The sequence below is a fragment of the Streptomyces monashensis genome (assembly GCF_001866665.1).
GTDB classification, from domain to species: Bacteria; Actinomycetota; Actinomycetes; order Streptomycetales; family Streptomycetaceae; genus Streptomyces; species Streptomyces monashensis.
This window is the reverse complement of the sequence record NZ_MLYO01000012.1, coordinates 332,400-350,800: the sequence shown is the minus strand read 5'-3', so window position 1 is coordinate 350,800 and position 18,401 is coordinate 332,400. Positions and strand designations below refer to the sequence as shown.

Annotated in this window: 19 protein-coding genes; 12 read left to right on the top strand and 7 right to left on the bottom strand. The window is 72.6% G+C overall.

All coding sequences use genetic code 11. The features are described from left to right. Positions 1-3: 3 nt before the first annotated feature. From BIV23_RS06395 to BIV23_RS06380, 4 genes are all read left to right on the top strand, one after another. Positions 4-771, top strand: a complete 768-nt coding sequence (locus tag BIV23_RS06395) for an enoyl-CoA hydratase/isomerase family protein (RefSeq protein ID WP_071379739.1) — start codon at positions 4-6, stop codon at positions 769-771. 205 nt (positions 772-976) lie between these two features. Then, positions 977-1,585 carry an ATP-binding protein gene (locus BIV23_RS06390; RefSeq protein WP_079172981.1) on the top strand — a complete coding sequence of 203 codons (609 nt, stop codon included), beginning with the start codon at positions 977-979 and terminating at the stop codon, positions 1,583-1,585. An 85-nt stretch (positions 1,586-1,670) separates the two neighbouring features. Continuing rightward, positions 1,671-2,489, top strand: a complete 819-nt coding sequence (locus tag BIV23_RS06385; protein ID WP_071379737.1) for a polysaccharide deacetylase family protein — start codon at positions 1,671-1,673, stop codon at positions 2,487-2,489. Further along, positions 2,489-3,676 (top strand): YncE family protein, encoded by a 1,188-nt coding sequence (locus BIV23_RS06380; protein ID WP_071379736.1) that lies wholly within the window; start codon positions 2,489-2,491, stop codon positions 3,674-3,676. The genes BIV23_RS06385 and BIV23_RS06380 overlap by 1 nt, the downstream gene beginning before the upstream one ends. Positions 3,677-3,698: 22 nt before the next feature. Here the strand turns inward: BIV23_RS06380 and BIV23_RS06375 are convergent, their stop codons facing one another. Continuing rightward, positions 3,699-4,325, bottom strand: coding sequence for a GNAT family N-acetyltransferase (locus tag BIV23_RS06375; protein WP_071379735.1), 627 nt, complete (start codon positions 4,323-4,325; stop codon positions 3,699-3,701). Between the two features lie 51 nt (positions 4,326-4,376). On the opposite strand from BIV23_RS06375, the gene BIV23_RS06370 reads away from it, so the two are divergent. Both BIV23_RS06370 and BIV23_RS06365 read left to right on the top strand, forming a co-directional pair. Then, on the top strand, positions 4,377-5,279 hold the full coding sequence (locus tag BIV23_RS06370) for a helix-turn-helix domain-containing protein (protein WP_071379734.1): 903 nt from the start codon (positions 4,377-4,379) through the stop codon (positions 5,277-5,279). Positions 5,280-5,364: 85 nt separating this feature from the next. Then, on the top strand, positions 5,365-5,577 hold the full coding sequence (locus BIV23_RS06365; RefSeq protein ID WP_071379733.1) for an EF-hand domain-containing protein: 213 nt from the start codon (positions 5,365-5,367) through the stop codon (positions 5,575-5,577). A 104-nt stretch (positions 5,578-5,681) separates the two neighbouring features. On the opposite strand, the gene BIV23_RS06360 is transcribed toward BIV23_RS06365, so the two are convergent. Continuing rightward, positions 5,682-6,599 carry an AraC family transcriptional regulator gene (locus tag BIV23_RS06360; RefSeq protein ID WP_071379732.1) on the bottom strand — a complete coding sequence of 306 codons (918 nt, stop codon included), beginning with the start codon at positions 6,597-6,599 and terminating at the stop codon, positions 5,682-5,684. A gap of 103 nt (positions 6,600-6,702) precedes the next feature. On the opposite strand from BIV23_RS06360, the gene BIV23_RS06355 reads away from it, so the two are divergent. Both BIV23_RS06355 and BIV23_RS06350 read left to right on the top strand, forming a co-directional pair. Next, complete coding sequence (locus tag BIV23_RS06355; RefSeq protein WP_071379731.1) at positions 6,703-7,695, top strand: zinc-dependent alcohol dehydrogenase family protein; 993 nt, start codon at positions 6,703-6,705, stop codon at positions 7,693-7,695. A gap of 111 nt (positions 7,696-7,806) precedes the next feature. Continuing rightward, positions 7,807-8,469 (top strand): NADPH-dependent F420 reductase, encoded by a 663-nt coding sequence (locus BIV23_RS06350; protein ID WP_071379730.1) that lies wholly within the window; start codon positions 7,807-7,809, stop codon positions 8,467-8,469. A gap of 6 nt (positions 8,470-8,475) precedes the next feature. On the opposite strand, the gene BIV23_RS06345 is transcribed toward BIV23_RS06350, so the two are convergent. Beyond that, positions 8,476-9,030, bottom strand: coding sequence for a glycoside hydrolase family 25 protein (locus tag BIV23_RS06345; RefSeq protein WP_071379729.1), 555 nt, complete (start codon positions 9,028-9,030; stop codon positions 8,476-8,478). Between the two features lie 260 nt (positions 9,031-9,290). On the opposite strand from BIV23_RS06345, the gene BIV23_RS06340 reads away from it, so the two are divergent. The 4 genes from BIV23_RS06340 to BIV23_RS06325 all read left to right on the top strand — a co-directional run bounded on the left by BIV23_RS06340 (position 9,291) and on the right by BIV23_RS06325 (position 13,240). Continuing rightward, positions 9,291-9,482 carry a CopG family transcriptional regulator gene (locus tag BIV23_RS06340; protein ID WP_071379728.1) on the top strand — a complete coding sequence of 64 codons (192 nt, stop codon included), beginning with the start codon at positions 9,291-9,293 and terminating at the stop codon, positions 9,480-9,482. Position 9,483: 1 nt separating this feature from the next. Further along, positions 9,484-9,834, top strand: coding sequence for a VOC family protein (locus tag BIV23_RS06335; RefSeq protein ID WP_071379727.1), 351 nt, complete (start codon positions 9,484-9,486; stop codon positions 9,832-9,834). Beyond that, positions 9,831-10,721, top strand: a complete 891-nt coding sequence (locus BIV23_RS06330; RefSeq protein WP_245790389.1) for a class I SAM-dependent methyltransferase — start codon at positions 9,831-9,833, stop codon at positions 10,719-10,721. The genes BIV23_RS06335 and BIV23_RS06330 overlap by 4 nt, the downstream gene beginning before the upstream one ends. Positions 10,722-10,831: 110 nt before the next feature. Beyond that, positions 10,832-13,240, top strand: a complete 2,409-nt coding sequence (locus BIV23_RS06325; protein ID WP_245790387.1) for a tetratricopeptide repeat protein — start codon at positions 10,832-10,834, stop codon at positions 13,238-13,240. 70 nt (positions 13,241-13,310) lie between these two features. On the opposite strand, the gene BIV23_RS06320 is transcribed toward BIV23_RS06325, so the two are convergent. From BIV23_RS06320 to gcvH, 4 genes are all read right to left on the bottom strand, one after another. After that, the gene (locus tag BIV23_RS06320) at positions 13,311-15,131 is read right to left on the bottom strand and encodes a hypothetical protein (RefSeq protein WP_245790386.1); all 1,821 of its coding nucleotides are present in this window, start codon (positions 15,129-15,131) and stop codon (positions 13,311-13,313) included. A gap of 10 nt (positions 15,132-15,141) precedes the next feature. Next, the gene (locus BIV23_RS06315; protein WP_071379724.1) at positions 15,142-16,524 is read right to left on the bottom strand and encodes an L-serine ammonia-lyase; all 1,383 of its coding nucleotides are present in this window, start codon (positions 16,522-16,524) and stop codon (positions 15,142-15,144) included. A gap of 116 nt (positions 16,525-16,640) precedes the next feature. Next, positions 16,641-17,906 carry a serine hydroxymethyltransferase gene (gene glyA, locus BIV23_RS06310; RefSeq protein ID WP_071379723.1) on the bottom strand — a complete coding sequence of 422 codons (1,266 nt, stop codon included), beginning with the start codon at positions 17,904-17,906 and terminating at the stop codon, positions 16,641-16,643. Between the two features lie 4 nt (positions 17,907-17,910). Next, positions 17,911-18,300: a glycine cleavage system protein GcvH gene (gene gcvH, locus BIV23_RS06305; RefSeq protein WP_071379722.1), complete on the bottom strand. Its 390-nt coding sequence runs from the start codon at positions 18,298-18,300 to the stop codon at positions 17,911-17,913. Positions 18,301-18,401 lie beyond the last annotated feature (101 nt).

The window sequence follows — 18,401 nt, the reverse complement described above, 5'->3', positions numbered from 1 at the left end:
TGCATGACCGTGAATCTCGAAGTCGCCGAAGGCGTCGGCACGCTGCGCCTCGACCGTCCGCCGATGAACGCGCTGGACATCGCCACCCAGGACCGGCTGAAGGAACTCGCCGAGGAGGTCACGCGCCGCGACGACGTACGCGCCGTGGTGATCTACGGCGGCGAGCGGGTGTTCGCGGCGGGCGCGGACATCAAGGAGATGCAGAACATGGATCACGCCGCGATGATCCTGCGCTCCCGCGGCCTCCAGGACGCCTTCACGGCCGTGGCCCGCATCCCCAAGCCCGTCGTCGCGGCCGTCACCGGCTACGCCCTCGGCGGCGGCTGCGAACTGGCCCTGTGCGCGGACTTCCGCATCGCCGCCGACAACGCCAAGCTCGGCCAGCCCGAGATCCTCCTCGGCCTGATCCCGGGCGCCGGCGGCACCCAGCGCCTGCCCCGGCTGGTCGGCCCGTCCAAGGCCAAGGACCTCATCTTCACGGGCCGTCAGGTCAAGGCCGCCGAGGCGCTCGAGATCGGCCTGGTCGACCGGGTCGTACCGGCCGCCGAGGTGTACGAGCAGGCGCACGCCTGGGCCGCGAGGCTCGCCCAGGGGCCGGCGATCGCGCTGCGCGCGGCGAAGGAGTCGGTCGACACCGGTCTGGAGACCGACATCGACACCGGGCTCGCCGTCGAACGGAACTGGTTCGCGGGCCTGTTCGCCACCGAGGACCGCGAGACCGGCATGCGCAGCTTCGTGGAGGAGGGCCCGGGCAAGGCCAAGTTCCGCTGAGCGCCACCGTGTGAACTTCCCGGTAACTTCGGCGACAACTCCCGCTGCACTCTTTGTAATTGACGCCTCGTCCCCTCCGGGTCCCTCGTTGGGGCGGATTATGGGAGCCTTAGGGCAACCTTAAGCCTGTCCCGTCGAGGGAGCCGGTCGATTGCCCGGAAGCGAGCCGTCCGCGCAGGTCAACCGAGTCGCGCCGGGTGTCGACGTGTCGTCGGCATATGCCAAGCGCAGAGGTGAGACTGGGGGCGCGCAGGGGGCGTATTCCTCCGGAACGGCCCCCAAGACGCCTCCGGACGGCCATCATGGGGGCATGGCGGGGCTGGAGGGCATCGAACAGCCGCGGGGACACGGTCGTGCTGCCGCGGCACGCTGGTCGCCCGGGGTCGAGGACGAACAGGCGCTCAAGGCGCTCGAACTGTTCGGAAACCCGACGGAGGCGGAGGTCCCGCTGCCGTCCCGTCCGGAGTCCGCGGCCACCGCCCGCCGCCTCACCCAGGTCGTCGTCCTGCGGACCTGGCGGCTGACCCCCAAGATCACCGAGGACGCCGTCTTACTCGTGTCCGAACTCGTCGGCAACGCCGTACGGCACACCGGCGCCCGGGTCTTCGGCCTGCGGATGCGCCGCCGCCCCGGCTGGATCCGGGTCGAGGTCCGCGACCCCTCGCGCGGGCTGCCCTGTCTGATGCCGGTTCAGGACCTGGACGTCAGCGGCCGCGGCCTGTTCCTCGTGGACAAGCTCTCCGACCGGTGGGGCGTGGACCTGCTGCCGCGCGGCAAGACCACCTGGTTCGAGATGCGGGTGTCCGACCGGTAGCCAGCGTCTTGCGCCCAGGCAACCGCGACCCGACAACATCCCCCAACCGGGCTAATCGGCGCTTTTCTTACCTCCCCGCCCTTAAATGGTGCGGGTGACCACGACCAACCGACGCGGGGTGCTGCGTGCGGGCGCCGGACTCGTCACCGGCGGTGCGCTCGCCGCCGGTTGCGGTGCCGGCAGGACCGCCCCGACCACCACCCCGGACCCCGGGTCCCCCACCGCCTCCCCGTCCGCCGCCCACGCCACGGACCGTCCCTCGGCCGGCGCCCAGGCCGCCCCCGCTCCCCGCGCCTATCCCGGACAGCCCGCCCAGATCGCCCACGGCCCGCGCACCCGTCCCCAGGTCGCCCTCACCTTCCACGGCCAGGGCGATCCGGGCATCGCCCACTCCCTGCTGGACACGGCGGAACAGCACGGCGCCCGCCTCACCGTGCTCGCCGTCGGCACCTGGCTGGACCAGCACCCCGACATCGCCCGCCGGATCCTCGACGGCGGACACGACCTCGGCAACCACACCCAACGGCACATCTCCATCAACGACATGGCCGAGACGGACGCCCGCAAGGAGATCACCGACTGCGCGGACCGGCTGAAGCGGCTCACCGGATCCATCGGCACCTGGTTCCGCCCCTCCCGCTCGCCCACCGCGTCGGCGCTGGTCGTCCGGCTCGCCCGCGAGGCCGGGTACCCGCACGTGCTGTCGTACGACGTCGACTCGCTCGACTACACCCGCCCCGGCGCCGCCGCCGTCACCCGCAAGGTTCTCGCCGACGTGACGAAGGGGTCGGTGGTGAGCATGCACTTCGGGTACCCGGACACCGTCGCCGCCCTGCCCGACGTCCTCCACGAACTCGACCGCCGCGGACTGCGCGCGGTCACCACCACGGAGCTGCTGAGCTGATGCGCATCACGAAAGCCGCCCGGCTGCTGGCCGCCGGTGCCGCCCTGACCGCCCTGTCCCTGCTGTCCGCGTGCAGTTCCGGCTCCTCGAAGGGGGGCGACCAGTCCCTCGGCAGCAAGCCGCCCGCCCAGCCCCAGGTGGACCAGAAGCGGGTGAACGTGCTCCCCGGGATGCCCGCGGTCGACAACCCCGACGACCTCTACGCCGCCGACCGCCCGAACCAGCTCTCCCCCGTCGTCAAGGACTTCCCGTCCCGGGTGTACGTCCCCAACACCAACTCCAACACCGTCACCGTCATCGACCCCGCGACGTACAAGGTCATCGACACGATCCCGGTCGGCCGCCAGCCCCAGCACGTCGTGCCGTCCTGGGACCTGAAGACCCTCTGGGTCAACAACGACCTCGGCAACAGCCTCACCCCGATCGACCCGAAGACCGGCAAGGCGGGCAAGCCGGTCTCGGTGCACGACCCGTACAACCTGTACTTCACGCCCGACGGCAAGTACGCCGTCGTCATGGCCTCCATGGACCGCGCGCTGGTCTTCCGTGACGCGCACACCATGAAGGTCGTCAAGAAGCTGCCCGTCAAGTGCTACGGCGTCAACCACGCCGACTTCTCCCCGGACGGGCGCTACTTCATCGTCTCCTGCGAGTTCAGCGGCGAGATCATGAAGGTCGACACCGCGCGGATGGAGGTCGTCGACCAGCGGAAGCTGCCGCAGCGCGGCTCGATGCCCCAGGACGTCAAGATCTCCCCGGACGGCAAGCTGTTCTACATCGCAGACATGGTCGCGAACGGCCTGTGGATCCTGGACGGCGACTCGTTCGACGAGCCCCGCTTCCTCTACACCGGCAAGGGCTGCCACGGCCTCTACGTCAGCCGCGACTCCCGCGAGATGTACATCTCCAACCGGGGCGAGGGCACGATCTCCGTCTTCGACTTCGCCCAGGACAAGCTCACCGCGAAGTGGCGGCTGCCCCAGGGCGGCAGCCCCGACATGGGCGGTGTCTCGGCCGACGGCAAGGTGCTGTGGCTGTCCGGCCGCTACAACTCCGAGGTGTACGCCATCGACACAGGCACCGGCAGGCAGCTGGCCCGCATCAAGGTCGGCAGCGGCCCGCACGGCCTCGCGGTCTACCCCCAGCCCGGCCGCTACTCGCTCGGCCACACGGGCGTCTTCCGGTGAGACCGGTGCCCGGAGCGGACGCTCAGCGCAGCAACAGCGCCTCCGCGCCCACCGCGCGGTAGCCGGCCGCCTGGAACGCCCGCACGCTCCGGGCGTTTCCCGGCGCGACCTGTGCCCACAGCGGCTCGGTGACGAGGTGCCGGGCGGCCGTCACCAACTGCCGCCCCACGCCCCGATGCCGTACGTCCTCGTCCACCTCGACCGACACCTCCAGCCGCCCGGCCACTCCGCGCCCGAGCACCAGCATGCCGCCCCGCGCCGACCAGGCGCGCACCCCGTCCCGCCGGTCGCGCGCGTAGTCGACCCGGGAGTGGGCGGGGGCCTCGGTCTCCGTCAGCGCGAGCGGCGGCCCTCCGGGCAGCGGGTCGGCCACCAGCAGCGCGTCCACGACCTCGCACGTACGGCCCGTGCGGTCCATGAGAGCGGTCAGGAAGCGCGGGCTCGTCGCCGCCGACAGGGGGTCGAGGGCCAGGGCACCGAGCGTGCCGTGCACCCAGGCCGGATCCTCGTCCGTGAAGACGACGGCGTGGGCCGTGCACGCCAGCACGCCGGCGTCCCGGGGCGACGGCTGCGGCACGACCGTCGTACGGCCGTCCGCCGGCGGGAAGACGCCGCGCGCCGCCGCATCCAGAATGTCCCGCAAGGTCACCCGCGCCCGCTCCTTGAGTCTCCACCCACTGGAAGGCCCAGACTCCCAGACATGACCGACGACGGCACCGGACTTCTCACCATCGGCGAGCTGGCCCGGGCCACCGGGCTGACCGTGCGCACCATCCGCTACTGGTCCGACGAGGGCGTGCTCACCCCGGTGACCCGCTCCTCGGGCGGCTACCGGCTGTACGACAGCGAGGGTGTCGCCCGCCTGGAGCTCATCCGGACCCTGCGCGAGCTGGGGCTGGGCCTCGCGGACGTGCGCGGGGTGCTGGCCGGGGAGCGCACCGTGGCGGAGGTCGCGGCCACCCATGTGGCGGCGCTGGACGCGCAGATCAGCGCGCTGAAGGTGACCCGGGCCGTGCTGTCGACGGTCGCCCGACGAGGCTCGACGGCCAAGGAGATGACCCTGATGAACAAGCTGGCTCGACTGTCGGCGGCGCAGCGGCAGCGGATCATGCAGGAGTTCGTGGACGAGACACTCCACGGGCTGGACACGGTGGACCCGGACGTGCAGGAGCGGATCCGGCAGACGGCGGTCCGCCTCGCGGAGAATCCCACACCGGAGGAGGTCGACGCCTGGGTGGAACTGGCCGAGATGCTCCAGGACCCCGGGTTCCGGGCGCAGATGCGGCGCGCGATGGAGTTCAACGCCGCCGACCGGCAGCCGCGCGGACGGTCCATGTGGTTCGCCAAGCGGCTGGTGGAGCTGGTGGCCCCGGCGCGCGAGCGGGGCGTCGAGCCCACCGCGCCCGAGGCCGAGGAGGTCCTGGCGGAGTTGTTCGGGGACGCCGACCGGGAAGCCGTGCTGGAACGCATGACAGCGGGGTTCAACGACCGCGTCGCCCGGTACCGCGAACTGCTCTCCGTCGTGAACCGGCAGCCCGCCCCACCGCACACCGAGGACTTCGCCTGGGTGGTCACCGCGCTGCGTGCTCGCGCGGCCCGCTGACCGGTCCCGCGGCAGAGAGCCGTTAATCTGACCAGCGTCAGTACGCCAGCACGGCAACAGAAACACGAACAAAAGGGGCGGATCGGTGGCGGACATCGAGGAAGCACGCAAGCAGTTCGAGCGGATCGACGCGAACGGGGACGGATTCATCACCGCTGCCGAGTTCAAGCACGCGCTGGCCCAGGAGGGCGACTGGAACGTCACCGAGTCGGTGGCGGAGTCCATCATCAAGCAGCGCGACCTCAACGGCGACAAGGTCCTGTCGTTCGACGAGTTCTGGGCCTACCTGAACAAGTGACCCACGGGTGACGCGCCCGAGGGGGTGCCCCGGTCCGCACGGAATCCTCCGGCGGCCGGGGCACCCCCTTCGTCATGTGCGGCGAGGCCGGTGGCGCGGGCGGGTCAGCGGGCGTTCCTCCGGTAGTGGCCCGGTGCCGTGCCGTACTCCCGCTTGAACGCCTTGGCGAAGGCGAACTCCGAGGTGTAGCCGGTGCGTTCGGCGATCTGGCGCAGGGACAGGTCGTCGTGGCGCAGCAGCCGGCCCGCCGTCGTCATCCGCCACCAGGTCAGGTACGTCAGCGGCGGCTCGCCCACCAGCGCCGTGAACCGGCGCGCGAAGGCCGCCCGGGACAGCCCGCCGGCGGTGCCCAGCTCCGCCACCGTCCAGGCGCGCGCCGGATCGCCGTGGATCGCGCGCAGCGCCGCCGCGACCGCCGGATCGGCCAGCGCCCCGGCCCAGCCCCGCGCCCGCCCCGCCGCGCGCTCGCTCTCCCACCAGGCCCGCAGGATGTACAGCAGCAGCGTGTCCAGCAGCGAGGTCACGATCGCGTCGGTGCCCGGCCGCTGCTCCTCCAGCTCCATCCCGAGCAGCTCCACCGCCGCCCGCAGCGAGCGGTGCCCGCCGGCCGTGGCGGGCAGATGCACGATCTGCGGCAGCTCGGCCAGCAGCCGGTGAGCGCGGTCGCGGTCGAGCCGGTAGAAGCCGCACAGCGTGACCGCGTCCGGGCGCCCCTCCCGCGTCTCCTGCGGCCAGCCGCCCCAGGTGCCGTCGGGCCGCAGCCGTATGTCCCGCAGCGGGACGTCGAGCGCGCCGGCCAGGCTGTGCGCCTGCCCGTGCGGGAGGAAGACGACGTCGCCGGGCCCCAGCGCGAGCGGCTCCCCGCCCTCGGGGACCAGCCACGCCGAGCCGCGCAGCACCACATGGAAGCCGGCCTCGCCCGAGGCGGCGAACCGCGCGCCCCAGGGTGCGTACTTGTACCGGCGCGAGGAATGCGGCTGCCCGGTACGCATCGCGGCGACGACGTCGCTGAGCACGTCCATGCGCCCACTGTAGTCAGCGAGTTCGGGCGAGAGAGACGATCGGACAGGAAACCGAGACAGAAGGACATGGAACGTCTCGCCCGTCGCGCCTAACGTCGACGGCATGACAACTACCGCACGTACCGTGCTCTTTCATGAAATCGGCGGACCCGAGGTGTTCACGGTCGAGGAGACCGAACTGCCGGACCCCGGTCCGGGCGAGGTGCTGCTGCGCGTCGAGGCGCTCGGACTGAACCGGGCCGAGGCGTTGCTGCGCGCCGGCACCTACTACTACCAGCCCACCCTGCCGGGCTCCCGCAACGGCTACGAGGCCGCCGGCGAGGTGGTGGCGGTCGGCGCGGGCGTGACCGCGTTCGCGCCCGGCGACCCGGTGCTCACCGCCGGGAACCACCACCTCAGCACCCACGGTGTCTACGCCGACCTCGCCCTCCTCCCCGAGGCCTCGCTCGTGCCGCGCCCGGCCGGCGCCGACGCGGTCACCGCGGCCGCCGTCTGGCTCACCTGCACGACGGCGTACGGCGCGCTGGTCGAGCGGGCGGGCCTCGCGGCCGGCGACCGTGTGCTGATCACCGGGGCGTCCAGCGGGGTCGGCACCGCCGCGATCCAGGTGGCCCGGCGGGCCGGCGCCGTCCCGATCGCGACCACGCGCACCGAGGACAAACGGCAGGCGCTGCTCGATCTGGGCGCCGAGCACGTGATCGTCACCGACACCGAGGACGTGATCAAGGAGACCCGGCGGCTCACCGGCGACCGGGGCGCCGAGATCGTCCTGGACGCGATCGGCGGCTCGTACTTCCGGGAACTGGGCGCGGCGGCCGCCCCCGACGCCACCATGGTCAGCTACGGCTGGCTCGCCGACGGCCCCGTCGAACTGCCCAGGAACTGGCCCGTCACGGTCCACGGCTACGCCAACTTCGCGCTCACCGGCACGGCGGAGGGCCGCCGCCGCGCCGCCCACTACATCGGCTCGGGCCTCGCCGACGGCACCCTCCGCCCGGTGATCGCCGAGGTGTACGACGGCCTGGACCGCATCGGCGACGCGCACCGCCTGATGGAGTCGAACCGCCACACGGGCAAGATCGTCGTACGCGTCTGAGCCGGTTCACGCGAAGGGCGGAGTCCCGGAATAGCGCCGGTGCCGACGAGGTTGTCGGGGACATCAGAATCATGCACATGCATGAAAAAGAGACAACCCGGAAGGCCTGTCATGAAGATCGGCATCATCGGCGCGGGAAACATCGGCGGCAACCTCACCCGCAGGCTCACCGCCCTCGGCCACGACGTCTCCGTGGCCAACTCCCGCGGCCCCGAGACCCTGAAGGAACTGGCCGAGGAGACGGGCGCGACCGCGGTCCGGGTCGAGGAGGCGGCCCGGGGCGCCGAGGTGGTGGTCGTCACGATCCCGCTGAAGGCGATCCCGAACCTCCCCTCGGGCGTGCTGGACGGCGCGGCGCAGGACGTGGCGGTGATCGACACCGGCAACTACTACCCGCAGCAGCGCGACGGCCGCATCGCCGCGATCGAGGACGACGGCCTGACCGAGAGCCGCTGGACCGAGCAGCACCTCGGCCACCCGGTGATCAAGGCCTTCAACGGCACCTACGCCCAGGACCTCCTGGACCGGCCCCGCCCGGCCGGCGCCGCCGACCGCATGGCCCTTCCGGTCGCCGGCGACGACGCGGCCGCCAAGGCCAAGGTCCGCGCCCTGATCGACGAACTCGGCTTCGACACGGTGGACGCGGGCGGCATCGACGACTCCTGGCGCCAGCAGCCGGACACCCCGGTCTACGGTCTCCAGGCCGGCACCGACGCCGTCACCAAGGCCCTCGCGGAGGCCTCCCCCGAACGCCCGGCGGGCTTCCGCGGCTGACGCCGCTCAGCCCTCGGCCCAGCTCTTCAGTGCCGCCGTGCTCGCGAAGTCGGCCACGTCCTTGTCGTGCGGGTCGCTGGTGTACTGGTGGAAGAGCCACTTCGCCTTGATGCGAGGCCTGCCCGCGGTGACGTAGTCGGCGATCCAGAGACCGTCGCCCGCGTAGGAGGTCGTGTCGACGGTCAACCAGAAGTCCCTGTTCGTGTAGAGCACGACCCGGTGGTTCGGGCGCAGGGACTTCACCTTCTTGAGGAAGGTGTCCTTCTCCGCGTTGCTCGCGCGGGTGCCGTCGCCCGTGGTCTCCCAGTCGACGGCGAGGATGTCGCCGGCCCTGGAGGGGGCGGCGGTCACGAAGTGTTCGGCCTGGGCGGTGAGGTTGCCCGGCCACAGGAAGTGGTAGAAGCCCACGACCAGGCCGGCGTCCCGGGCGGTCTTCGTCTGGGCGGTGGCGTGGGGGTTGGTGTACGTGCGGCCCTCCGTCGCCTTGATGAAGGCGAAGGAGAGGCCGCTCGTGTCGTACGAGGAGGACTGGAACGCGCTGACATCGATGCCGTGGAGCATGTGGGGGACTCCTCGAAGTGCCGATGGGGGGGACGGAGTTGGCGTTGCTGGTTGAGTGATGCCCCACGATGGCACGCTCGATCCGCCCCGCGCGCGGGATGTCGGCTCCGGGCCACGACCGAACTGAGAACCGAGGCCGGCTTCGCCGTGGCCGAACGGGTTGTTCATCTCCACCGTGCCGGGGATCACCTCGAAGACGAACTCGCCCTCCCGGGGGAGCATCAGTCCCGGCTAGATTGCTAGCATGCTAGCCTCACGCTGTGGGTGATGAGGACGTCAAGCAGTTCAACGTGTACCTGCCGATCGGACTGATCAAGCAGGTGAAGTTCCGTGCCATCGAGTCGGGCATGTCACTGTCGGCGCTGGTCGCCGACGCCCTGCGGGCCTACCTGGACGACGGCGGGACGGACGAGAAGAACGAGACCGGCGACACGAGCGGGAAAGAGGGCTGACATGGCGACCGAGGGCATCGAAGCGGTCTTCCTGGAGACGCACAACTGGGGCAGGGCGGCCCGCTTCTTCCAGGGGCTGGGCTACGAGCTGGAGTTCGAGACCGATCACAACTCCGGTCAGTTCCGCTGCGGCGACGGACCGTACGTGTTCATCGCCGAGGTTCCCGAGGACCGGGAGCCGCGGACGCAGATCGTGTTCAAGGTGCCGGACGCGGACGCGTTCCGCGCCGACTCCGCCGTCGAGGTGGTCACGCCGTTCGAGGACACGCACTTCGGCACCCGGCTGATGACCGTCCGCGACCCCGACGGACGCCTGTGGAGCCTCCAGGCTCCCCGGAAGGAGCAGTCGTGACCGGCGCAGGCGGTGGCCCGGCGGGCGGCCGGGCGGACGTGGCGCCGGACCACACCGCCGTCCGGTGCGCCCTGTGGCGGGCGATGCACGTCCAGGTCGACGCTCCGCCCCACGTCCTGACGGACGAGATCGGGCTCAGGATCGCGGACCCGGGCGACGACTGGCGCGAGCGGCGGGACATGGACCCGGTGGCGACCCGCGCGTTCCGGGCCGCCATGGTCGCCCGCGCCCGGTTCGTCGAGGACCTGGTCGCGGAGCAGGCCGCCGAGCACGGTGTCGACCAGTACGTCCTGCTGGGCGCCGGGCTCGACACCTTCGCGCAGCGCGAGACCGGGGGCGTGTCCCGGCTGCGCGTCTTCGAGGTCGACCGGCCCGGCCCGCAGGAGTGGAAGCGCCGGCGGCTCGCCGCCTTGGGCTACGACGGCTCCGGCCGTCGGCCGCACCTCGTGCCGGTCGACTTCGAGGCGAGCGGCGGGGCCTGGCGGGAGCCGCTGACCGCGGCCGGGTTCGACCCGGGCCGGCCGGCGGTCGTCGCCTCCAGCGGGGTCACGATGTACCTCACCAAGGAGGCCACCGCCACCACGCTGCGCCAGATCGCCGCGCTGGCCCCCGGCTCGACCCTCGTCATGACCTTCCTGCTGCCCGAGGACCTCGTGGCCGAGGCCGACCGCCCCGGCCTGCGCGCCAGCACGGCGGGCGCACGGAGTTCGGGCACGCCGTTCCGCAGCTTCTACACGCCCGAGGAGATGCTGGCCCTGGCCCGCGAGGCCGGGTTCGAGGAGGCTCGGCACGTCTCGGGCGCCTCCCTCGGCGAGCGGTACTTCACCGGCCGCCCGGACGGCCTGCGCCCGTCGACGGGGGAGGACCTGCTGGTGGCGAGCACCTGAACCCCGCGCGCTCGTCCCCGCCCGTCGCCCCCGTCCGCCCCGCCCGCGCGTCGATACGATGACGGCAACGGCGAGTTGGGGGGAGTTCCGGAGTGGAACCGTTGATGGGCATGGCACTCTCGGCTGTCAGCACGGTCGTCTCGGGCGCCGTCTCCGGAGCGAGCGGAGAAGCGGGCAGACGGCTCTCCGAGCGGCTCTACGACCTGCTGAGCAGGGGCCGGTCCGGGGGAAACCCGGGCTCGGCGGCGGGTGGTTCGGCGCATCCCGCCCTCCCCGGCACCGAGTCCGAGCAGACGGCGGCCGCCCAGCAGCTGCTCGAACTCGCCTGCAGATCACCGGAGTTCGCCCGTGAGGTGACGGAGTGGGTCCGCGAGGCCGCGTGGCTGTCGCCGCGCTCCGTACCCGCCGTGGCGCACGCTGCCTCGCGTCCGCAGATGCTGCCGCCGACGACGGCGGCGTTCACCGACCGCGCGGAGGTGCTCGCCTGGCTGACGGGCCTGCTGGACGAGGAGGAACGGACGCCCGGCGCGCCCGTCGTCGCCGTTCTCACCGGGCCGGGCGGCATCGGCAAGACCGCCGCCGCCGTGCACTGCGCGACGGCGCTGCGCGAGCGGTTTCCCGACGGGGTGCTGTTCGCCGACCTGAAAGGTGCCTCGGCCGGTACGGCGCTCCAGCCGTCCGACGTGCTCGCGCGCTTCCTGGAGCCGCTCGGGGTGCCGCGCGCCCTGGTGCCGGGCGACGAGGCGCGCCAGCGCGATCTCTACCGCGGCTGCACCGCCGACCGGCGGCTGCTCGTCGTACTGGACGACGCCCACGACGACGCCCAGGTCGTCCCGCTGCTCCCGGCCTCGCCGGAGTGCCTCGTCCTGGTGACGAGCCGGTACCGCCCCGGGCGGCTCGTGGGCGAGCACGGCGCCCGGCCGTATCCGCTGGGGCCGCTCTCGGCCGAGGACGCGATGACGCTGGTCCGGCGGGTCGCCGGCCGCGACCGCCCCGCCGCGCCCGACGCCGTGGTCCGGGCCGTGGCCGACGGCACGGGCGGGATCCCCCTCGCGCTGTGCACCACGGGCGCCGGCCTCGCCGTCCGGCACCAGCTGACCTGGGAGCGGGTCGCCGAGCGGCTGTCCGGCCGCGGCCAGGGGAACCAGGGGCACGACCGGGAGGGCACCGCCGTGCGCGAAGAGGACCGGGCCGCGGCGGCCGATCCCGTCCGGCTCGTCCAGGACGCGGCCTACGCCGAACTCACCCCCGGCTGCGCCGCGTTCTACCGGGCGATCGCGGTGTGGCCGTGGCCGACGGTGACCGTGCGCACCGCGGCGCACGCCGCCGCGGTCCACGAGGACGAGGCGCGCGGGCTGCTGGAGGAGCTGGCCCGGGTGCATCTGCTGGAAGAGGTCGGGGAGGAGCGCTACCGGTTCCACGACCTGACCCGGGCACACGCCCACGCGCTGGCCGAGGCCGAGGACGGGCAGGCCCGGATGGCCGCCGCCGTCCGCCGGGTCGCGGTCGCGCACCTGCGCTTCGCGGCGGGCGCGGACTTCCGGGTCATGCCGCTGCGCTGGCGGCTCGGCGCCGCGTACCGGGGGCTCGTCCTGCCGGAACACCGCGACCGCGCCGACGGCAAGCGCGCGCTGGCGGAGCTGCGTGCCGAGCGGGAGAACCTCGCGGCCGTCGTCCGGGCCGCCGCCCACCACGGCTTCGACGACCTGGTCTGGCAGCTGTGCGAGGCCCTGTGGGGCCTGCATCTGCTGCTCGGCTTCCACGCGCAGTGGATCGACACGCACCTCCTCGGGGTCGAGGCCGCCGGACGGCACGTCGCGGAGGAGTTCGGCGACCCGCGTTCCGTCGGCCGTATGTGGTCCCAACTCGCCTTCGGCTACATGGGATCCGGCCGGCCGGCGGACGCGGAGCACGCCCTCACGCAGGCCAGGGCCGCGGACCGGGCCTGCGGCCACCACCGGGGCGAGGCGACGGCCGTCGAGTCGCTGGGACTGCTCCGGCTCAAGCAGTGGGAGTTCGCCGCGGCCCAGGCGTGTTTCGAGGAGGCGCAGGAGGTGCTGCGCCGGATCGGCCCGGGGGAGGACGGCTGGGCGGACGTGCCGCGCGCCACGGCCCTGCTGACCCACCACATCGGGCGCGCCCAGACGCGGCAGCGTCAATTCCCCGCCGCCGTCGCCCGGTTGAACGACGCCCTCGCACAGTTCCGCCGGCTGCCGGGCGGCGGTGACGCCTACAACGCAGGCCGTGTCTACATGAGTCTGGGCGACGCGCACCTCGACGCCGGTGACGCGGAGCAGGCGCGCGTCTGCCTGGACGAGGCCGTCACGGCGATGACCGAGGCGGGCGCCGGACTCCAGCTGGCCGACGCCCTGGAGGCCCGCGCCCGCTGCCACCGGCTGTCGGAGCGGCGGGCCGAGGAGGCAGCGGACCTCCGCACCGCCGCCGCACACTACGAGGCCGACGAGGACCACCTCGGCCTCACCCGGGTCCGGACCCGCCTGGCAGAACTGACGGCCTGACCCCGTGCCCCGGATCGCGGTGCGCCCGCGGAGCCGTTCGACGGCGGGTCCCCGGGATCCCGGCTCCGGCTCACGGTGCTCCAGGGCCGAGGGGTTCCACCGCGACGCGGTGTGCCGTCCCGCCCGTGCGGACGGTGATCGTGGGCACGGCCCCGGCCAGGCCCCGGCCGCTGGTGAGCCAGGCGTGCAGCGCGGAGGCGTAGGCGGCGGGATCGCACAGGTCGGCCTGTCCGTCGGGGCCCGCGGCGGCGGTCAGCCGTACGAGGTCGCCGGCGCGGGTGCGGACGACGCAGCGGTCCGGCCCGTCGACGTAGGCGACCAGTCCGCAGTACGGGTAACGGTCGAGCGCCTCCGCCGTCCAGGCGGCCGGCGGCCCGAGACGGGGGTCGTCCGCGGCCGCGTACCGTACGACGACGTCGGCGACGCGCAGCCGGCCAGCCTCCCGGGTCTCCTCGTCGACCACCGTGTGCGCCCCGTCGCAGCGCACCCCCGGGGCGTCCGTCGGGTCGGGCCCGTCACCGACGACGGCGTACCGGACGACGCCGACCTCCGGCGGATCCGTGCCGACGCCGCCCGTGAGCACGCGGACCGGGGCGGTACGGCGGGCGGGCAGGTACGGCGGCAGCGGCAGCGGGTCGAGCAGCGCCGGATGCCCCTCGTGCTCGGGCAGGTCCATGAGGCCGTAGAACAGGCGCCGCAGCAGGGCGGCCGACTCTCCCGGCGCCGAACTGGTCTGCTCCGCGAGCTTCTTGTACCGGGCGGGGTCGTGCGCGGTGACGGTCTCCTCGATCTGGGCGCGCAGGCCGGCCCGGCGCACCAGGCGCGGAGCCGTACGGCCGAGGGCGGCGACCGGGGAGAGCGGGTCGAGGTCCTGCTGGGGGAAGGCGCCGAGGAGGACGGGGATGCCGAGGGAGGCGGCGTAGTAGGTGACGCTGGAGTGGTCGCCGAGGACGCAGTCGGCGGCGATCAGGGCCTGGCGCCAGCCGTCGAGGGGGTCGATCGTGTCGAGGCCGGCCCGGCGCGCGTTGTCCAGCCAGGCGCGGACCTGGCCGGGCCCGTGGCCGTACCAGATGTTCGGATGCAGGACCGCGACGGTCCGGTACTCGTCGGCCGGCAGCTCCGCCGAGAGGCGGGACAGCAGCCAGGGCAGCAGATCGTCCGCCGCCGGCTCGGCGGCTCCGCCGAAGAGGGAGCGGGCGGCCCAGGTGGAGCTGACGACGACCAGCCGCTGACCGGGGCCGACGCCCAACGCCCGGCGGTAGCGGGCGCGTTGGGGCAGCGCGGCGAGGATGCGGTCGTAGCAGGGGTCACCGGCGAGGACCGCCGTGGGCGCCGCCTCGGGGCAGGCCGAGCGCAGCCGGTCCAGCTGTTCCGGATGGGAGAGGACGGTGGCGTCGGCGAGGGGGCGTCCGTCGGCGAGGAGCCAGTCGGGCGACAGCCCGAAGACCGGTGTTGTCCGGTGTTGTCCGGTGTTGTCCGGTGTTGCGAGCCTCTTATTGTATCCCACCCCGTGCGACAACACCGCCAACTTGCCCTGCACGGCCGCCAGTTCACCGCCGTAGCTGGCCGACACGGCCAGGTCGAACGGCGTCTCCCTGGCCTGCTCCCAGGGCAGGACCGGCAGCCCCGCCCGCGCCAGCAGCTCGGGTACCCCGGCCAGGAACGGGGACGAGCCCGTGCAGGTGGCGAACATCTGCACGCGCAGGTCGCCGGAGAACAGCGGGAGGACGTCCAGCAGTCGCGTCGCCGACGTCACGTTGTGCACGACGAACAGGACCCGGCGGCAGCCGACCCGGGTGACCCAGCGCTCCGCGTCCGCGCCCACCGGCACCCGCACCCGGATGCGCGCCGCCCCACCCGTCACTCCACCCGCTGCCACCCCACCTGTCACGCGGTTCACCTCAGCACTCGATGATGTTCACCGCAAGTCCGCCCCGCGCCGTCTCCTTGTACTTCACGGACATGTCCGCGCCGGTGTCCTTCATGGTCTTGATGACCTTGTCCAGGGACACCTTGTGGGAGCCGTCGCCGCGCATCGCCATCTTCGCGGCCGTGACCGCCTTCACCGCGGCCATGCCGTTGCGCTCGATGCACGGGATCTGGACCAGGCCGCCGACCGGGTCGCAGGTCAGGCCGAGGTTGTGCTCCATGCCGATCTCGGCCGCGTTCTCGACCTGCTCCGGGCTGCCGCCGAGCACCTCCGCCAGCGCGCCCGCGGCCATGGAGCAGGCGGAGCCGACCTCGCCCTGGCAGCCGACCTCGGCGCCGGAGATGGAGGCGTTCTCCTTGAAGAGCATGCCGATCGCGCCGGCGGCGAGCAGGAAGCGGACCACTCCGTCCTCCTTCTCTCCTTCGGAGGCAGCACCCGACCCGAAGTTGACGTAGTAGTGCAGGACCGCCGGGATGATGCCCGCCGCGCCGTTGGTCGGGGCGGTCACGACCCGGCCCCCGGCCGCGTTCTCCTCGTTCACGGCCATCGCGTAGAGCGTGATCCACTCCATCGCGTGCGCCAACGGGTCGCCCTCGGCGCGCAGTTGGCGGGCGGAGACGGCCGCGCGGCGGCGGACCTTGAGGCCGCCGGGCAGGATGCCCTCGCGGGACATGCCGCGCTGGACGCACTCGCGCATCACGCGCCATATCTCCAGCAGACCGGCGCGGATCTCGTCCTCGGTGCGCCAGGCCCGCTCGTTCTCCAGCATCAGCGAGGAGATCGACAGACCCGTCTCCCGCGTCAGGCGCAGCAGCTCGTCGCCGGTGCGGAAGGGGTACTTCAGGACCGTGTCGTCCAGCACGATCCGGTCCGCGCCGACCGCGTCCTCGTCCACGACGAAGCCGCCGCCGACCGAGTAGTAGGTCTTCGACAGGAGCTCCGCGCCCTCGGCGTCGTAGGCCCACATCGTCATGCCGTTGGCGTGGTACGGCAGGGCCTTGCGGCGGTGCAGGACCAGGTCGTCGTCGAAGGAGAACGGGATCTCGTGCTCGCCGAGCAGGTTCAGCCGGCCCGCCGTCCTGATCGCCGTCACCCGGTCGTCGGCAGACTCCACGTCCACCGTGCGCGGCGAGGCGCCCTCCAGGCCGAGCAGCACCGCCTTCGGGGTGCCGTGGCCGTGGCCGGTCGCGCCGAGCGAGCCGTACAGCTCGCAGCGCAGGGCCGCGACCGAGGACAGCAGGTCCTCGTTGCGCAGCCGGCGGGCGAACATGCGCGCCGCGCGCATCGGGCCGACCGTGTGGGAGCTGGACGGGCCGATGCCGATCGAGAACAGGTCGAAGACCGAGATGGCCACGGACGACTCCTCAAGACGGGGGTGAAGCGAAAACGGTGGTACAGGGGGCGCGGGCACCGCGCACGCCGGTACGTCGGTCCGTACTCCAGTGTGCGCGGTGCCCCGCGAAAGGTGTCTTACTTGTTCAGACCCGGGTACAGCGGGTGCTTGTCGGCGAGCGCCTTCACGCGCGCCTTCAGGGCCTGCGCGTCGTAGGACGGCTTGAGCGCCTGCGCGATCACGTCGGCGACCTCGGCGAAGTCCTCGGCCGTGAAACCGCGGGTCGCGAGGGCGGGGGTGCCGATCCGCAGGCCCGAGGTGACCATCGGGGGGCGCGGGTCGTTCGGGACGGCGTTGCGGTTGACCGTGATGCCGACCTCGTGGAGCCGGTCCTCGGCCTGCTGGCCGTCCAGCTCGGACGCGCGCAGGTCGACGAGGATCAGGTGCACGTCCGTACCGCCGGAGAGCACGTTCACCCCGGCCTCGCGGGCGTCCGCCGCGGTCAGGCGCTCGGCGAGGATGCGGGCACCGTCCACCGTACGGCGCTGGCGCTCCTTGAACTCCTCCGAGGCGGCGACCTTGAAGGAGACCGCCTTGGCCGCGATCACGTGCTCCAGGGGGCCGCCCTGGAAGCCCGGGAAGACCGAGGAGTTCAGCTTCTTCGCGAAGGCCTGCCTGGCGAGGATGATGCCGCCGCGCGGCCCGCCGAGCGTCTTGTGGGTGGTCGAGGTGACCACGTCCGCGTGCTCGACCGGGTTCGGGTGCAGCCCGGCCGCGACCAGACCGGCGAAGTGCGCCATGTCGACCCACAGGTACGCCTCGACCTCGTCGGCGATCCGGCGGAACTCGGCGAAGTCCAGCTGCCGCGGGTACGCCGACCAGCCGGCGATGATCACCTTCGGGCGGTGCTCCTTGGCGAGCCGCTCCAGCTCGGCCATGTCGACCAGGCCGGTCGCCTCGTCCACGTGGTAGGCGACCACGTTGAACTGCTTGCCGGAGAAGTTCAGGCGCATGCCGTGGGTCAGGTGGCCGCCGTGCGCCAGGTCCAGGCCGAGGATGGTGTCCCCGGGCTGGGCGAGGGCGAACAGGGCCGCCTGGTTGGCGGAGGCGCCGGAGTGGGGCTGGACGTTGGCGTACTCGGCGCCGAACAGCTCCTTGATCCGATCGATGGCGATCTGCTCGGCGACGTCGACGTGCTCGCAGCCGCCGTAGTAGCGGCGGCCCGGGTAGCCCTCGGCGTACTTGTTGGTGAGGACCGAACCCTGTGCCTCCATCACCGCGAGCGGCGCGAAGTTCTCGGAGGCGATCATCTCCAGCGTGGACTGCTGGCGGACGAGCTCCGCGTCGACCGCGGCGGCGATCTCCGGGTCCAGCTCGTGCAGGGACGTGTTCAGGACGGACATACGGTTACGACTCCTCGCCGGCGGTGAAGGCGGTGTACTCGTCGGTGCTCATCAGGTCCGCCGGCTCGGCCGAGACGCGGACCTTGAAGAGCCAGCCGCCCTCGAAGGGGGCCGAGTTCACGAGCGACGGGTCGTCGACGACGTCCTGGTTGGCCTCGACGACCTCGCCGGTGACCGGGGAGTACAGGTCGGAGACCGACTTGGTCGACTCCAGTTCGCCGCAGGAGTCACCCGCGGTCACGGCGGCACCGACCTCAGGGAGCTGGGCGAAGACCACATCGCCGAGCGCGTTGGCCGCGAACTCGGTGATGCCGACCGTCGCGACGCCGTCCGCGTCGGCGGCCGACAGCCACTCGTGCTCCTTGCTGTAGCGCAGCTGCTGGGGGTTGTTCATGGCCTGAATTCTCCTGTACGCGCGGGAGTGCTGATGAAGGGGGGACAGCTGGATCTGCTGCCGGGCAGGGGAATGTGCGCAGGGTCACGTCAGATGGACGT

Coding starts and splice junctions, on each gene's coding strand:
- BIV23_RS06395 (WP_071379739.1), top strand. CDS start 4: ATGACCGTGAATCTCGAAGTCGCCGAAGGCGTCGGCACGCTGCGCCTC.
- BIV23_RS06385 (WP_071379737.1), top strand. CDS start 1,671: ATGGTGCGGGTGACCACGACCAACCGACGCGGGGTGCTGCGTGCGGGC.
- BIV23_RS06380 (WP_071379736.1), top strand. CDS start 2,489: ATGCGCATCACGAAAGCCGCCCGGCTGCTGGCCGCCGGTGCCGCCCTG.
- BIV23_RS06370 (WP_071379734.1), top strand. CDS start 4,377: ATGACCGACGACGGCACCGGACTTCTCACCATCGGCGAGCTGGCCCGG.
- BIV23_RS06360 (WP_071379732.1), bottom strand. CDS start 6,599: ATGGACGTGCTCAGCGACGTCGTCGCCGCGATGCGTACCGGGCAGCCG.
- BIV23_RS06355 (WP_071379731.1), top strand. CDS start 6,703: ATGACAACTACCGCACGTACCGTGCTCTTTCATGAAATCGGCGGACCC.
- BIV23_RS06350 (WP_071379730.1), top strand. CDS start 7,807: ATGAAGATCGGCATCATCGGCGCGGGAAACATCGGCGGCAACCTCACC.
- BIV23_RS06345 (WP_071379729.1), bottom strand. CDS start 9,030: ATGCTCCACGGCATCGATGTCAGCGCGTTCCAGTCCTCCTCGTACGAC.
- BIV23_RS06335 (WP_071379727.1), top strand. CDS start 9,484: ATGGCGACCGAGGGCATCGAAGCGGTCTTCCTGGAGACGCACAACTGG.
- BIV23_RS06325 (WP_245790387.1), top strand. CDS start 10,832: ATGGCACTCTCGGCTGTCAGCACGGTCGTCTCGGGCGCCGTCTCCGGA.
- glyA (WP_071379723.1), bottom strand. CDS start 17,906: ATGTCCGTCCTGAACACGTCCCTGCACGAGCTGGACCCGGAGATCGCC.
- gcvH (WP_071379722.1), bottom strand. CDS start 18,300: ATGAACAACCCCCAGCAGCTGCGCTACAGCAAGGAGCACGAGTGGCTG.